Consider the following 14,932-nt stretch of genomic DNA (forward strand, 5'->3'; position numbering starts at 1 on the left):
TGTGATCACACCGCCCTGGCCGCAATCGCCTCCACCTCCACCAACGCCCCCGGCAACGGCAACGCCACTACTTGCAATGCGGTGCGCGCCGGTTTGTTTGGCTGTTCGGGTGTGCCAAAGAACTGGGTATAGCCGCGCTGCAACCCGGCAAAATCCAGCTTGCCACCGGTCTCTTCGGCGCCGACCAGAAACACCCGTAACTGCACGATGTCGCCCAGGTCCAGGTCGTGTTGGCGCAAGATCTGGCGCAGTTTGTTGAACACTGAAACGCTCTGCACTTCGGTGTCGCCATACACCCCAGGCACCTTCGGGTCGGCGGGGTCCGGCAGCGTGCCGCTGACAAACACCAGGCTGGCCGAGGCCGGCACGGTGACGGTTTGCGAGATGGGAAATTCGCCGACGCTGGTGCGTTGAATGCTGTCGCTCATGTTGAGGCTCCTCAGGATGCGGCCAACGCCGCGAGTTGGTGTTGTTGGGTGATGCGCTCGGCCAGTTGCGCGACCACATGGCGCGCCGAGTTGGCTGCCGATTCCTGCCAGATACCCACGCCGCTCTGCACCAGGCCGTCGCCGGCGAAGTACACCCGGCCATGGGGCTGTTCAAGCAGGGCGTGAGCCTCGGCGGGGAAGTGTTCACGTTGCAACCACGGGCCTTCGCTGTAGGGGATCTGCTCCCAGGACACCGCCAGAGGACTGCGCAAGTGCCTGGAGTAACCTGGATGCAACAGCTCCACGGCTTGCCGGGAAGCGGCGTACTGCTGATTGAGGGGCTGGCCGCCAAACACGTCGGCGCCCTCGCCGGTCACGTAACCGGCCACCAGCACGCCTTCGCGGGTGTTGAGGTCGTTGCTGGGGTACCACAGCAGGCGCGCCGGATGCTCGATCCACGACAAGCCGCCGTAGGTACGGTAGTCGGTCTCCCAAAAGCGCGGGGATTGCCAGGCCACCTTGGTCGCCTGGTCGCTGCGAGTGCTGAGCAGGGCCGCCTTGACCGGTGCGCTGAAGTCCGTATCGAGCTTGGCCAGCAGGGGCAGCGGCAAGGTGGAGACCAGAAAGTCGGCACGCACCACCTGTTCGCGGCCACTGTGCTGGTCGTGGTAGGTCACCGCCACGCCGTCCTCCAACTGGCGAATCTGCCGCACCTGGGCGCCCAGTTGCACCTGCTCCTGCACGCGTCGGTAGAGGGCGTCGGTGATGCGGTCCATGCCGCCCACGGGCTGGAACATGGTCGCCGAAAATTCCGGGAATTCGGTGTGTAACAGAGCGCCCCAGAGTTCCGGGTGCAGCAAGCGGTCCAACGTCAACGGGCTGCGGCGGGCGGGCAAGGCGCCAGGGTGAGCGGCGGATTCGAGGTGCCCCGAACGCAGAGTGCCCTCAAACGCCAACGCCTGGGACAGGTCGCCATAGACCTGCAAAAAAGCCAGCAGGCGCGTGCGTTCTTCGCCACTCAGTACATCATCAAGAGCATCGCGTTGCACCGCCTTGGCCAACAAGCCGGATAAATGCCCACGCGTATCGTTGAGCGCCTGGCCGACGCTGAACGCTGCCTGGCTCAAGTCCGGTCGCACCTGGGCACCATGACTGCTGTTGACCAGCACTTCCAGGGGCACGCCCAGTTCACTGCAATAGTCGAGGATCGTGCGGTGCTGGCTGGGAATACGCGCCGGCCCAGCGTTGAAATACTGGCCAGGGTCAAGCCCCACCGTTTGCGAGCGACCGTCCTTATAGTCCACGCGGTCGCCGTGGCGCAGGGTCCAGGTACGGCCACCCACGCGCTCGCGGGCCTCCAGCACCTGCACACTGAAGCCGGCGCGCGTCAACTCCAGCGCAGTGACCAGCCCGGCAATCCCGGCGCCCAGCACCAGTACACGGGTGCCCTGCCCCAGGCCGTCCTTGAGTTTCAGTGGTTGCGGTCGACGGTGTGACGATGGGCCCAGACCCAACACTGCCAGTGCATCCTTGACCGCTTTCTCACCGCCCACCGCTGCGATACTCGACAGCGCTTCACGTCGTGTCAGTCCCATGTCTGTACCTCCTTAATCCGGCAGCCCAGGCGGGTTGATCAGCGACTGGTCGACCCGTTCCACATCCAGGCCCCAACGTTGCAGCACCTGCGCATATTGCCCCCCGGCAATCGCACCTTGCAGGGCGGTGTGAATCGGTTTGACCAAGCCGTTGTCCTTGCGCGTGGTCACCGCGATATCCGCCTGCAACGGCCAGCCACCGTTGACGGTGCCGACGCGCTTGATGCCGCCGGTGATCGCCGCCGAATAGGCGTACACCGAGTTCGGCCCGAACAGTGCGTCACTGCGTCCCGACTGCACCGCCAGTTGTGCGGCGGCCTGGTCGTCGAAGTACTGCAACAACGCAGGTTTGAGACCGGCTTTCTCATTGGCCTCGTTCCAGGCCAGCAGGACCTTTTCCTGGTTGGTGCCGGAGCCGACGATGATCTTCAGCCCGGCAATGTCCGCCGCCTGCTTGATCTCATTGATCTTGCTGGTGCTCTTGACGTAAAAGCCGAGCACATCCTGGCGGTAGGTGGCGAAGTCGAAGCGTTTTTTGCGCGCCTCGGTCACGGTGACGTTGCTGATCACCGCGTCGTATTTGCCCGAGCTGACGCCCAGGGGCCAGTCTTCCCAACTGGTTTGCACCACGTTGAGTTGCAGACCAAGGCTGTCGGCCACCAATTGGGCGGTGTCGGCCTCGCTGCCGATGGTGGTCTTGTCGTCACTGGCCAACAGCGCCAGCGGTGGCCCGGCTACGCCTGACACGGCCACGGTGAACTTGCCCGGCTGGGCGAACTTGAAGCCCGGCGGGATCTGCGCGATGGCCGCTTCATTGCGTGGCGCATGGATGCGCGGGCGGTCGGGGCTGAGGTCGACCTGTTGCACGGCGAATGCGCTGTGGGCCGTGGCCCCGGCAATGGCCAACAGGACGACACGGGCAGTGGTGATAAACATGGGCAGTCACTCCTTGAACTAAAGCACTTTGCCGAGAAAGGCCTGGGTGCGGGGATGTCGGGGTTGGCGCAAGATTTGTTCGGGCGGGCCTTCTTCGATCAGTTGACCGTCGCAGAGGAACACCACGTGGTCGGCCACTTCGCGGGCAAAGCCGATCTCATGGGTGACGATCACCAGGGTCACACCCAGTTGGGTCAGGCCCTTGATCACGTCCAGCACCTCGCCAACCAGTTCCGGGTCGAGGGCCGAGGTGGGCTCGTCGAACAGCAGCACTTTGGGGTCGAGCGCCAAGGCCCGGGCGATGGCGACGCGTTGCTGTTGGCCGCCGGAAAGCTGGCGCGGGTAAGCGTCGGCCTTGTCCGCCAGGCCGACCTTGGCGAGCAGTTCATCGGCCTTGTCACGGGCCTGCACCCGGCTCCAGCGCTTGTGCGCCAGGGGCGCTTCGGCGATGTTCTCCCAGGCAGTGAGGTGGGGAAACAGGTTGAAGTTCTGGAACACAAAGCCCACGTCGATACGGCGCTTGAGGATCTCGCGTTCGGTGAGTTCAAACAGCAGGTCGCCTTTGCGCCGATAGCCGACGTATTCACCGTCGATGGTGATATGCCCGCTGTCGATCTTCTCCAAGTGGTTGATGGTGCGCAGCAAGGTGGACTTGCCCGAGCCGGACGGCCCGAGGATCACCGTGACCTTGCCAGGGTCGATGCTCAAGTCGATATGATCGAGTACCTGCTGGTTGCCAAAGCGCTTGCCCACGCCCTGGATCTGAATGCGCCCGGCGCGTGCTTCAGGCATGGGCCTTCTCCTTGAACCAGCGGCGCACGCGCTGCAGCGGCGTGGGTGGCAGCACCCGCGCGGTGCCCCGGGCGAAGTGGCGCTCGACGTAGTACTGGGCGCTGGTGAGCGCGGTGGTGATGATCAGGTACCAGACCGTGGCGACGATCAGCAACGGGATCACCGCCTGGGTGCGGTTGTAGATGACCTGCACGGTGTAGAACAGCTCGGGCAAGGCCAGCACGTAGACAATCGAGGTGCCCTTGACCAGGCCGATGATTTCATTGAACCCCGACGGCAAGATCGAGCGCAGCGCCTGGGGCAAAATGATCCGGAAGATGCGTCGAGAGGCCGGCAACCCCAAGGCCGCCGCCGCTTCATGCTGGCCGGCATCCACGCCAATCAGCCCACCGCGAATGATCTCCGCCGCGTAGGCCGCCTGCATCAGGCTCAAGCCCAGGACGGCCACGGTGAATTGGCTGAGCACATCCACCGTCGACCACTCGACGAACACCAGGTCGGTGAACGGCACGCCTAGCACGATGTGGTCGTACAGGTAGGCAAAGTTGTAGAGGATGATCAGCACCAGCAGGGCCGGCATCGAGCGGAAGAACCAGATATAGCCCCAGGCCAACGCCGCCAGCAACGGCGAACCCGACAGCCGCGCCAGGGCCAGCGCGGTGCCCAGCAGGATGCTGAACACTGTGCTCAGCAGCGTCAGCAGCAACGTCTGGCCCAGCCCGCGCAGCACCGAGGGCGAAAAAAACCACTGGCCGAACACCCCCCATTCCCAGCGCGGGTTGGTGGCCAGAGAGTGCACGATGGCGAGTAATACCAGCGCGGCGAAAATCGACCCGGCCCAGCGCCAGGGGTGCCGGGCCGGCACCACGCGCAACGCCTTGGTCGGCGTGGCGGCACGGCGCTGGTGCAGCGGTTGGGCGCTGACTTCATTCAGCAGGTCATAGGGTTTGGCGACAATGGGCATGTTCTTTTCCTCGCAGGCCTCAGAAGGCGTAAGTCAGCCGGGTGTAGTAATACCCGCCGGTAAAACCGTAGGGCGAATAGGTGCCGTAGCTGGCAACCATGGTGCTGCTCGGCACCCCTTGTTTCTTGGGATAGAGGTCGAACAGGTTCTTGGCGCCGATGGCGATGTTCAGGTCTTTGGTGAGGCTGTAGCCAAGGTCGAGGTCGGTGATCCAGCGGGCGTTGTAGACCCGGTCCAGGTCACGATTGGCCGATGAGTTCACTTCCTTGTACGAGCCGTAGCGGGTCAGGGCCAGGTTGAGGTTGAAGCGTTCGATGCGCCAGTCACCGCCCAGGATCAACTTGGTGTTGGGTTGCACGCCGGTGATCAGGTTGCGCGCCTGGCGGTCCATCAGGTCGTAGGAGGTGCCGAGGATGTCGGTAGATGCCCTGTAGTTGAGGATTTTGGTCTGGTTCCAGTTGAACGCGGCGGTCCACTTCAGCGCGCCGAACGCGCCCAGGTCCTGGTTGTAGCTGCTGACCAGGTCCAGGCCTTTGGTGCGAGTGTCAGCGCCGTTGATAAAGTACTGGCCGCCGGAGGTGGAGTTGATGCCGTTGTTCTGCAGCACCTGGGTGACTTCCGGGCCCAGCAAGGTGCCGGTAAGGGTAATGCGGTCACGCAGGTTGATCACGTAGGCATCGGCGGTGAAACTCAGGCGGTCGCTGGGTGTGAGCGTGAAACCGAGGCTGAAGTTGGTAGAGCGCTCGGGCTTGAGCTCCTGCGCGCCTAGTGCCTGGGCCGCCGCCGAACCCACCGGCAGCACGCCATAGTTGATCGACTGATACACACCATCGACGACGCCATAGGTGGTGGAGCGCGCACTGAACAGGCTGTTGGCCAGGGACGGCGCACGAAAGCCATTGCTCACCGTGGCGCGCACTGCGAACTGCGGGGTGAAGTCGTAGCGGGTGGTCAGCTTGCCGCTGCGGGTGGCGCCCACGCCCTCGTTGTAATGCTCATAACGCACCGCTGTGCCGACGTACCAGTTAGGCAAGGGGTTGAAACCCACGTCCACATAACCGGCCAGGCTGTTGCGCGAGGCGCTGCTTTCTTCGTCCGGTGAAATACCATTGGTGACCTGCGCCCCGGACGATGCGCAGTTACCCGGCGCCACGCAGTAACCGCCATTGGCATAGGACGCGTAATCACCGGCTTGCACCTCGTAGGTGTCGCGCCGATGCTCGAAGCCGTAGGACAAGTCCATAGGCTTTTGCAGTCCGATGTCGAAGCCACGCTTGAAGTCCAGGTTGGTGGTCAGCTCGGTGGAAATCCAGGTGCCGGAGGTGAAGCTGTTCGGCGTGGCTTGGCCCAGGGAAGGGTTCTGGTTATGGGTGGTGCCCTGCTCCGCTTCGTTGCGCCCATAGGTGGTAGACACGTCCCAGTCCCACTCGCCCACAATGCCCTTGCCACCGAACGCCGCCTGGAAGTCGTCCTCGTCGATGTACCAGGTGGGGGTGTACCCGGCCGGGTAACCGTTAGGCCCGGTGGTGATGGTGTTGGTGATGGTCGGCAGACGGAAGTTCTGCCCCTGCTCGGCCTTGCGTCGCGAGTAGGTGGTGAAGGAATAGAGGCTGAGGCTGTCGTCGATCGGCAACTCGGCGTTGTAGCCCAGGGTCAGCAGGTTGGTCTTGGGCGTACCGTAGCCGCCATAGGTGGACTTGCCCGCCAGGCCATAGGCTTGCTCATAGGTGTAGCCGTTGGCGCTGGCCTTGTTGTCATCGTTCTGGCTGCGCGCATCCAGGGCCAGTTGCACGATGCCGCCGTTGCCGATTTCGAAGCCCTTGTTGAGGCTTTGCTGCACGGTCTGTTTCTTGCCGTCGTAGCCAAGGCCGGCGTGGGTCACCGAGGTACCGCGGGTGTCGGCCTTGAGGATCACGTTGATCACCCCTGCGATGGCGTCAGACCCGTATTGGGCAGCCGCACCATCGCGCAGCACTTCGACATGGTCGATGGCGCTGATGGGGATCAGGTCCAGATCAGCCGGCGCCGCGCCGGTGTTGATGCCGTTGATATTCAAGGTGGCACTGGTGTGGCGGCGCTTGCCGTTGACCAGCACCAACACTTCGGCGGCGCTCAAACCCCGCAGGTTCGGTGCCCGGGCAATGCCGCTGGCGTCCCAACCGGTTTTTTCCGGCAGGGTCAGCGACGGGATCACCGCGCTCAACGCCTCCATCAACCCGGGCTTGCCGGTGTTTTGCAATTGCCGGGCACTGACCACGTCAATCGGCACCGGGCTGCTGGTGACCGTACGCTGCTCGGCGCCACGGTTGCCGGTCACAACGACCGTAGACAAAGTGCTGTCTTCCTGGGCCTGCGAAGCTGCGGCGAACAGCGACAGGGTCAGGGCAGCAGTAGGTTGCAGAATGTGCTTCATATCCATTCCCAGCTTTTTCCAAATCGCAAAGTCGAGCAGGCACGCGCCATGCGCGGCGGGGCCGATGTTCAAAGGGGCGATACGGCGTGGGCTAGGTGTGGGGCAAGCGAGGGGTTTGAAGTGGCAACATGTGTTGAGCTCCCGTCCAACGACTCTGCGGCGGCGGGAGGATTACCCGGTCAGGCGCGCAGAATCTGAATCACGCTGGGTACCATCCGAGGTCAGGGGTAGGCTGTTGGGATCAAACATAACGGAATGGATTTTAAAAATATAATGCTATTTGGGCATAAGCTAATATTCTCTACTTTCATTATTTTTAAAAATAATTATTCATAAAAATGATTTTTAATCTGAGCGCGCAGGACGCTAAAAATGTGGGAGGGAGCGTGCTACCGATGACCGTGGGCCAGTCAAAATACATTCAATGACACGCCCCCACCGCAACGGTAACCACGATGCGAAGCGAGCCGCTCTTGATCTTGATCTGCTTGTGATCTTGATCTCAGGCGCCCCGTTAAACCACGCTGGCCGGAATTCGACAGGGATTTGGGGGGTAAACCGGCAGGGATGCCGGTTTAGCCGCCCCGCGCCATGGATGGCGCGTGGCGGCGGCCCCCCAAATCACTGGCGAATTACGGGCACACCGAGCCCAAGCGAGGTGCCGAGTGGTGGGGCAAGAGCGTTTTGCTTACTTTGCCGCTTTTGCAAAGTGAGCCGCCGTCAGGGCGGAACCCTAAGTGGCCGTGACCGCAGGAATGGATATGTACCCGGTATAACTGCGTCGCCTGTTAGGCCGCCTTCGCGAGCAAGCCCGCTCCCACAGTTTGATTGCGGAGTGTCAGGTAGATAGGCGTCGGCTGGCAGGCCGTCATCGCAGGCAAGCCAGCTCCCACATTTTTGATTCCGGGGTGTCAGGTAGATAGGCGTCGGCTGGCAGGCCGTCATCGCAGGCAAGCCAGCTCCCACATTTTTGATTCCGGGGTGTCAGGTTGATAGGTGCCGGCTGGCAGGCCGTCATCGCAGGCAAGCCAGCTCCCACATTTTTGATCGCGGGCTGTCAGGCCACCATCGGGAGCGAGCCCCCTCCCACATTGGTACTCGGTGCAGCCAGGATCACTGAGCCGGTCGCAACAGCTGCATCTGCTGGCGATAATCATCCGTCACCTGCCGCGCCTGGCTGCTGCTGGTAATCACCCTCGGCGTAATCAGCACAATCAGCTCCGTGCGGTCCTTGGACTTGCCGGTATTGCCAAACAACCAGCGCAACCCCGGAATCTTCCCCAGGTAAGGCACGGCACTGACACGCTCCGCGTTGTCCTGCTTGATCAACCCACCGAGCAACACTGTCTGGCCACTCTGAACCGCCACCTGGGTCGACACCGAGCGCGTGGAGATGCGTGGGTTCACCGGCGTCTCACTGCTCCCCGTCGGGTTCTGAGCATCACTGACCTGTTGCTGAATATCCATGTACACCAGCCCACCCGGATTGATGCGCGGCACCACATCCAGAATCACCCCCGTCTGCACATATTCGACACTGCTCAAGGTGGTGTCGGCGTCGCCGGTATTGACGGTGGTCTGGCTGATGGGAATGTTGTCCCCCACCTGGATCTGCGCCGGCTGATTGTTCATTACCACCAGCGATGGCGCCGACAGCACCTGGGTGCGGCCGTTGGTTTCCAGGGCGTGCAGGGCCACTTGCAGGTTGGAGCTGACGAAGGAATAGAACAACGAGTCCGCCGCCCCCAGCCCTGCCCCGCCACCGCCCAAGGCGCCTTGGCTGCCGGAGGCGTTGGCCACCGTGGTGCTGATGGAATTACCGGCCAGGCGGCCCAGGTACCACTGCACGCCCAGGTCCAGTTCGCCGGTGAGCTTGACCTCCAGGATGCGAGTTTCGATCTGCACTTGCAGCGGTGGGTTGTCGAGGCGTTTGATCGCCGCTTCGATCTCTTTCCACTGCGCCGGGCGGGTGCGCACCAGCAGTTGGTTGCTGCTCTTTTGCGCGGTGATGCGCGTGCCCGCTTCGAGGTCGCTGGTGGGCGATGCCGGGGTGTTTTCGGCAGGCTCGGCTTCAGGTTCTTCGGCTGCAGGCACGGGCGCGTTGGCCTGCAAACCGGCGCTGGTGGACGAGGACAAGGTGGTGGTACGCAAGCCCGGCGCTACCTTCGCCGGGGCGTCATCCTTGATCGCGCCGTTGCCGTAGATCTGCCGCAGGTACTTGGCGAGGTCGGCGGCCTTCATATTGCGCACGTCGTACACATACATCTGCGGCTCGTTGCCGCCGCCCTCGTCGATGGTGCGGATCCAGTCGCCCACTTCGCTGAGGTACTGGGGCTGGGAAGAAATCGCCACCACCGAGTTGGTGCGCTCCACCGGCAAGAACCGCAGCATGCCCGCCAGGGGTGTGCCACTGTCCGTGCCGAACATGGCTTGCAGCTCGGGCATCAGCTCGGCCACCGAGGCGCGTTGCAGGCCGAACACCGCCACCGACATGCCCTTGAGCCAGTCCACATCGAAGGTGTCGATGGTGTCCTGGTAGTTGGCCAGTTCTTCAGGCGTGCCGGCCAGGCTCAGCACATTGCGCGCCGGGTCCACCAACAAAAAAGCGTTTTCACGGGCGAAGGGTTTGAGCAGTTTCTGCATCTCGGTGGCCGAGATATAGCGCAGTGAAAACAGACGTGCCGAGAGGCCGCTGGCCGGTTGCGCCACGCGCATCTGCGGCACCAACTTGCCCGCCACTGCCTGGTTAGCCGGCAGGATCACATAGCGGTTGCCCTGTTTGATCATGGCGTTGTCGGTCCAGGACAGCAGGGTTTCGAGAATCGACAGCGCTTGCTGTTTGTCCACCGGTTTGGAAGTGGAGAAGCTGACAGTACCTTTCACGCCCTCGGCGATGCTGTAGTTCTCGTGCAGCAGGTCGCCCATCACACTGTTGATCACGGCCTCGATGGGCTGGCCGGCGAAGTTGAACACGATGTCGCCGCCCTGCTCCGGCACGTTTACAGGCGCCTTGGGCTGGCGCACGAACGCTTGATTGCCGCGAATCAACTGGCGCTGTGGCGGGGCCTGGGTGGCAGGTGGAGGGCTTTGGGCCACAGGCGCCTGAAGCGGCGGGCGTTGCGCGCCGGTGCCCTGCAGGGCCTCGTGCAGCAGCTCGTCGTCCGGGTCGAGGGTGTCGGGCAAAGAGCCACAGCCGCCCAGGGAGACGGCGGTAGCCAGGCAAAACAGCGAAGTGCGCATATCGATCAAGGGAGAGACTCGCGGGGATGTGAGATCAGGGGTAGCCGCTTACCGTAGAGGCTCAGGGTCTGGGTGCGCCCGTCCAGGGCAAAACGGGCGTATTGCGGGGTCAGGTGTTCCAGGCGCCAGCCGTTGGGCAACGCCTGGCCCAAGCGCACCGTGAGCGTGGGGCCACCGGCTTGCTTGAGCATGGCCATTTGCAGGTTGCCGGTGATCAGGATGCCGCTGAGGGTCAGGTTGGCCAGGCTCGCCACCTGGGTTTTACCCACCTCCCGGTCTGGGCGGCGATCCGGGCTGAACAGCGGCGTTTGCCAGGTGCCAGCAAGGTCTTGCAACGCCGGCGTGGGCGCGGCCTGCACCTGGAACGAGGGCGGCGCATGCACCGGCGCATCGGGTAACCACCGCGGGGCATCGCCGATGCTGCTGAGGATCATCGCCATCAACAACCCCAAAAGCGCGGCCACGCCGAGCCAACCCCATTCCAGAGGACGCAAGGGGCCGATCATGGTGCCACCCGCGCCGGTTGCAGGTAGCCGCGTACCAGCAGTTGCACCGCCAGCTTGCCTGCCCCGCCATTGGCCGGCGCCAGTTTGTCACGACGAATATGCAGCTCATCGACGAACAGAAAAGGCGGCTGATATTCCAGCCCATGCAGGATCGCGGTCAGCGGTTCGATGGCGCAATTGAGCGTGAGGCTGACCTTGACCTGACGATAGGGCTCGCTGTCGTCCTGTTCAGGCGTGATCGGCTTGCGCTGGGTGAGGTTGCAGCCGCCGCCGAGGTTGGCGTGGCTGTTGATCAGGTCGGCAAGACGCTGCATCAGGTCGGCGGCGACCACGTCCGGGTCGTCCCCCGGCAACAGGCTGGCGCTGCTGGCCGGGTCTTGCTGTGCCTGCGCCAGTTGTTTGCGCAACGCATCGCCCTGGCGTATGACGCTGGCATAGCGCTGCTGCTGTTCACGCAACTGTTCGGCCTGCTCACCCATGGCCCGCAGCGGGCCGGCGAACCAGCTGTCGATCAACAGCCAATAGGCCGCGCCGAGCACCAAAGCCAGGGTCAACAAGGCGGCGCCGCGGCGTTCACGGGGTGTAAGGGGTCGGCGCATCGGCGGCCTCCTGGCGTAAGTGGGCACGCAAGGCAAACTGGTCTTTGCCGGTGCGTGCGTCGGGTTGGATCACCCCTTCGAACTGCGCGTTGTCCAAGCGCTGGCAGCCTTTGATGCGGCTGATCAGGCCACTGGCCTTGGCGCTCTGGCCGGAAAAACTCACCTCGCCGTCCTTGACGTCCAATTGGTCGAGCCAGGTGTCGGCGGGCAGGCAACTGGTCAAGTCATTCAGCAGCGCGGCCAGGGGTGGTTGCGCCCGTTTACGCTGGGACAGGTACTGCGCCGCACCACGGGTATTGAGCAGTTGCTGGCGCAGGGCGTGCACCTGGGCGACCTCGGCTTTTTGCTGTTGGACAGTGGCGCGCATGCTGTCGAGTACCCGCTGGCGGTCGTTGAGCCACAACAGCATCGCCGCGATCAGCAACGCGCCGCACAACCACGGCAGGCTGCGCTGCAATTGCTTGCCGGCGGAACGCGAACGCGGGCGTAACGGCGCGGGCAGCAGATCAATACCCAAGCCCGCCACATCCACGCGGTGCGGGTACAGGCCGAGGGCAGCGCAGTCGGTGAGAATCTGGTCCAGGCGCTCGCGCAGGATCGCCACCACCCTCACCTCCAGGTGGCTAGGTGTGCGCCGCTCCTGACGGGCGACGAAGTAGAGCTGCTCGGCGTCAAACGGGGTGTAGCGGTCCAGTTCATAGCCAACTACTTCCATGAGGTTACGTGCAGCGGCCAGAGGCAGTTGCACGCTTTGCTGCAACACCGCGTCGGGGGCAAGCATCAGCACCTGGCGCGCATTGCCTGGCACCACCGGCGCCGTCAGCGGCCAGTGATGAACCTGCTCAGGCGGCTCCTGGAACGCCAGCCACTTCGGCACACAGCCGCGTAACTCCGTGAGCCACAAGCGCCAGCCTTGTTGCAGCAGGCTGGCGCGCCAATAGCGGGCAATCGGTTCGAGTTGAATCATTCTTGCCACCGCACCACCCGATAGGGCTGTGCGCTGTCCTCCGCAGGGCTCAATAAAAGGGTGAGTCGCAGGCGTGCCTGATAGCCGCCGGGGCGCTCGGCGCGGCTGTCGATTTCCACCACCTGGCCGGGGTCGACGCCCTCGGCGTCCTGGCGTGGCAGGTTCAACGCCTTGCGCATCAGGGGGCTGGCGAATGCCGGAGCAGGCCGGTCGAGGTCGCTCCACAAGGTGATTTCAGGCAGCAATTGGCTGTAGAGCGCCTGGGTCATACCGGGGATTTGACGCACCTCTTCCAACACCCGAAACGGCGCCAGGCCCTGATGGCGGCGAGTCTCAAGGGCCTTGGCCAATTGCTGGGCCTGGGCCGCTGTAGCGCCGCAGGCCAGGGCCAGGCGCGTGAGGTCATGGGGGGCGGCGTTGACCAGGTACAGCTTGCCGCGCTCACTGCGCACACTGACCTGTAAGCGGGCGTCGTCGAAGGTCAGCGCAATAGAACGCCCGTCCGCCACCCACTGCCCTTGCGTCATGACCTGTGCGATTCCGGCCTGGGCGGCCAACAGTGTCTGGGTGTGCTGGCGCAGCCACAGCGCCTGGCGACTTTGCAGCTGCACCCACCCGGCCAGTCCACCCAGCAATACGCTGAGCAAGGCCAGCACCCACAGCACCAGCAACAGGGCCGCACCGCGTTGGCGCTTCATTCTTCGCTGCTCGTGCTGGACAGGTTCAGGCGCAACGCAACCACCTGAGTAACCCACGGCACCGGCCCGTTGACGGCGGCGTCGATGCGCACCGCTGTGGGCAAGCGCCGGGGCCAGGGCCACGGGCTCAACCAGTCGGTGGGCTGGCCCAGTGGCGATATACCGCGATAACTGAACTGCAGCGCCTGGACGTTATGCAAAAGCACCTGCGGCTCATCGCGCTGCGCGTTGGCGTGGGAGGCCCTCTGCGAAAAAGCCACCTGCAGATCCTGCCCGACCCGTTGCAGGGTAAAGCGCTGGATCCCCCCGCCCAATACACCGGGCAAGGTCGCTACAAACTGCAGCCGCTCCGGCGTGCCTATCAAGAAACCCTCGGCCTGGCGGTCGTCGTCAGTGAGTTTTAACGGCAGCGCCTCGCTGATTGAGGTGCGCAAAAACTGTTGGGCAGCGCGCATTTCATCCAGGCTGGCGGTGTAGGCCTGAGCCTTGGCCACCGCCCGATTGGCCCCCAGCAACGCTGCGCTCACCAGCAGCAACAACACCGACAGCAAGCTGAGCACCACGAGCACTTCCAGCAACGTGAAGCCCTGCTCACGGCGCTTCACAGGCGTGCCTTCAAGGTGCTGAAGTGCGCCTGATGCACGCCTTCACGCACGTTCAGGTCAAGACGAAACAGGTGCGGCTGTTGGCGGGTACTGGTCAATTGCCAATGGATGCCGTCAAGTTCGCCTTGGCGGGCTCCTTCAATCAGCGGGCCGGCAGCTTCCTGGTCCAGCAGCGTGAGCGCGGCATGGGTGAGGCGGTCGCTGTGGGTTACTTGGGACAACGAACGCGCGCTCTGGCCGAAGGCAACCAGCAACACGCTGCTGCACACCGCCATCAACGTCAGGGCGGCGAGCATTTCCAGCAAGGTGAAACCGGCCTGGTGCTTCATGGCAGCGCCTTGGATTGCACACTGCCGGTGAGCCAGCCGATGTCGATGCGCCAACGCCTGCTACCGTTGGCCAGCAGCAGGTTACCGCCGGTGGAACTGCCGTCGGGATAGAACACCACGGCGGCCCCGGCCTGCTCGGCACTGTGCAAGGTCACCTGCACCTGCGCCGGCCACCGCTGTGACGCACGCCCTGGCGCCTGGAACGTGCGGCCCTGGAGGTCGAATTGAGTGTGCGCCGCCTGGCCGCTGACGATAGCGCTCGCCCGCGTGGCGCGCAGGGCCTCGACCATCTGCGCGACCACCCGGCGCTCCTTGGCCACCTGCAACCCTTGTCGTACACCCAGCCCCAACAACCCCGCCGCAATGCCGATCAATAAAATGACCACCAGCATCTCCAGCAGGGTAAAGCCTCGCTGAGCCATGGGCGGGTTATTCCCAGTTGCCCAGGTCGGCACTGTAGCCGTCGCCGCCGGGTTGGCCGTCCTGGCCGTAGAAGATCAGGTCGAAGGCCCCGTGCTCACCGGGGAAGCGATAGCCAAACCCATGGCCGAACGGGTCTTTCAGCTCCGAAGGCTTGGCGTAGGGGCCGGCCCAGTTGGACGCACTGGCGGGCTTGTCGAGCAGTTGTTGCAGGTTGTTGGGCGGCGCGCCCACGTCCAGAGCGTAGCTGTCGATCTTCATGCTCAAACTGGCCAGTTGCGCCTTGCCCGCGCCGTACTTGCCCTTGTCCACATTGCCACCGACCTGGCGCACCACAATGGTCGCGACAATGCCCAGCAGCACGATCACCGCCAGCATTTCCAAGAGGGTGAAGCCGCCTTGGCGGTGTCGGGTTTTCATCGGTTCTGCTCCTTGAAAGT

At 63.6% G+C, this 14,932-nt stretch carries 15 protein-coding genes; all 15 read right to left on the reverse strand.

Annotated features, from left to right (window positions below):
* Window positions 1–5: 5 nt before the first annotated feature.
* Window positions 6–428 carry a RidA family protein gene (locus N2A98_RS16970; protein WP_072446228.1) on the reverse strand — a complete coding sequence of 141 codons (423 nt, stop codon included), beginning with the start codon at window positions 426–428 and terminating at the stop codon, window positions 6–8.
* A gap of 11 nt (window positions 429–439) precedes the next feature.
* Window positions 440–2,023 (reverse strand): FAD-dependent oxidoreductase, encoded by a 1,584-nt coding sequence (locus tag N2A98_RS16975; protein ID WP_275622381.1) that lies wholly within the window; start codon window positions 2,021–2,023, stop codon window positions 440–442.
* Between the two features lie 12 nt (window positions 2,024–2,035).
* Window positions 2,036–2,959 (reverse strand): ABC transporter substrate-binding protein, encoded by a 924-nt coding sequence (locus tag N2A98_RS16980; RefSeq protein ID WP_047711275.1) that lies wholly within the window; start codon window positions 2,957–2,959, stop codon window positions 2,036–2,038.
* Window positions 2,960–2,977: 18 nt separating this feature from the next.
* Window positions 2,978–3,751: an amino acid ABC transporter ATP-binding protein gene (locus tag N2A98_RS16985; protein WP_047711276.1), complete on the reverse strand. Its 774-nt coding sequence runs from the start codon at window positions 3,749–3,751 to the stop codon at window positions 2,978–2,980.
* Window positions 3,744–4,715, reverse strand: coding sequence for an amino acid ABC transporter permease (locus N2A98_RS16990; protein ID WP_275622382.1), 972 nt, complete (start codon window positions 4,713–4,715; stop codon window positions 3,744–3,746). The genes N2A98_RS16985 and N2A98_RS16990 overlap by 8 nt, the downstream gene beginning before the upstream one ends.
* A gap of 19 nt (window positions 4,716–4,734) precedes the next feature.
* Window positions 4,735–7,128: a TonB-dependent receptor gene (locus N2A98_RS16995; RefSeq protein ID WP_275622383.1), complete on the reverse strand. Its 2,394-nt coding sequence runs from the start codon at window positions 7,126–7,128 to the stop codon at window positions 4,735–4,737.
* 1,113 nt (window positions 7,129–8,241) lie between these two features.
* The gene (gene gspD / locus N2A98_RS17000) at window positions 8,242–10,368 is read right to left on the reverse strand and encodes a type II secretion system secretin GspD (RefSeq protein WP_275623618.1); all 2,127 of its coding nucleotides are present in this window, start codon (window positions 10,366–10,368) and stop codon (window positions 8,242–8,244) included.
* Window positions 10,369–10,373: 5 nt separating this feature from the next.
* Entirely contained in the window at window positions 10,374–10,874 is a 501-nt protein-coding gene (locus N2A98_RS17005; protein ID WP_047711279.1) for a general secretion pathway protein GspN, read from the reverse strand.
* A complete protein-coding gene (gene gspM / locus N2A98_RS17010; RefSeq protein WP_047711280.1) occupies window positions 10,871–11,473 on the reverse strand; it encodes a type II secretion system protein GspM in 603 nt (200 codons plus the stop codon). The genes N2A98_RS17005 and gspM overlap by 4 nt, the downstream gene beginning before the upstream one ends.
* On the reverse strand, window positions 11,448–12,440 hold the full coding sequence (locus tag N2A98_RS17015) for a PilN domain-containing protein (RefSeq protein WP_275622384.1): 993 nt from the start codon (window positions 12,438–12,440) through the stop codon (window positions 11,448–11,450). Before N2A98_RS17015 ends, gspM begins: the two co-directional genes overlap by 26 nt.
* A complete protein-coding gene (locus N2A98_RS17020) occupies window positions 12,437–13,138 on the reverse strand; it encodes a general secretion pathway protein GspK (RefSeq protein WP_153475802.1) in 702 nt (233 codons plus the stop codon). The genes N2A98_RS17015 and N2A98_RS17020 overlap by 4 nt, the downstream gene beginning before the upstream one ends.
* Window positions 13,135–13,743 (reverse strand): prepilin-type N-terminal cleavage/methylation domain-containing protein, encoded by a 609-nt coding sequence (locus N2A98_RS17025; protein WP_275622385.1) that lies wholly within the window; start codon window positions 13,741–13,743, stop codon window positions 13,135–13,137. Before N2A98_RS17025 ends, N2A98_RS17020 begins: the two co-directional genes overlap by 4 nt.
* The gene (locus N2A98_RS17030; protein WP_275622386.1) at window positions 13,740–14,072 is read right to left on the reverse strand and encodes a prepilin-type N-terminal cleavage/methylation domain-containing protein; all 333 of its coding nucleotides are present in this window, start codon (window positions 14,070–14,072) and stop codon (window positions 13,740–13,742) included. The genes N2A98_RS17025 and N2A98_RS17030 overlap by 4 nt, the downstream gene beginning before the upstream one ends.
* Window positions 14,069–14,494 carry a GspH/FimT family pseudopilin gene (locus N2A98_RS17035; RefSeq protein WP_125970397.1) on the reverse strand — a complete coding sequence of 142 codons (426 nt, stop codon included), beginning with the start codon at window positions 14,492–14,494 and terminating at the stop codon, window positions 14,069–14,071. Before N2A98_RS17035 ends, N2A98_RS17030 begins: the two co-directional genes overlap by 4 nt.
* A 7-nt stretch (window positions 14,495–14,501) precedes the next feature.
* The gene (gene gspG, locus N2A98_RS17040) at window positions 14,502–14,912 is read right to left on the reverse strand and encodes a type II secretion system major pseudopilin GspG (RefSeq protein WP_078803452.1); all 411 of its coding nucleotides are present in this window, start codon (window positions 14,910–14,912) and stop codon (window positions 14,502–14,504) included.
* Between the last annotated feature and the right edge of the window lie 20 nt (window positions 14,913–14,932).

Origin of the sequence: Pseudomonas sp. FJ2-5-13, assembly GCF_029201605.1 — a bacterium.
Lineage (GTDB): Bacteria > Pseudomonadota > Gammaproteobacteria > Pseudomonadales > Pseudomonadaceae > Aquipseudomonas > Aquipseudomonas lactis.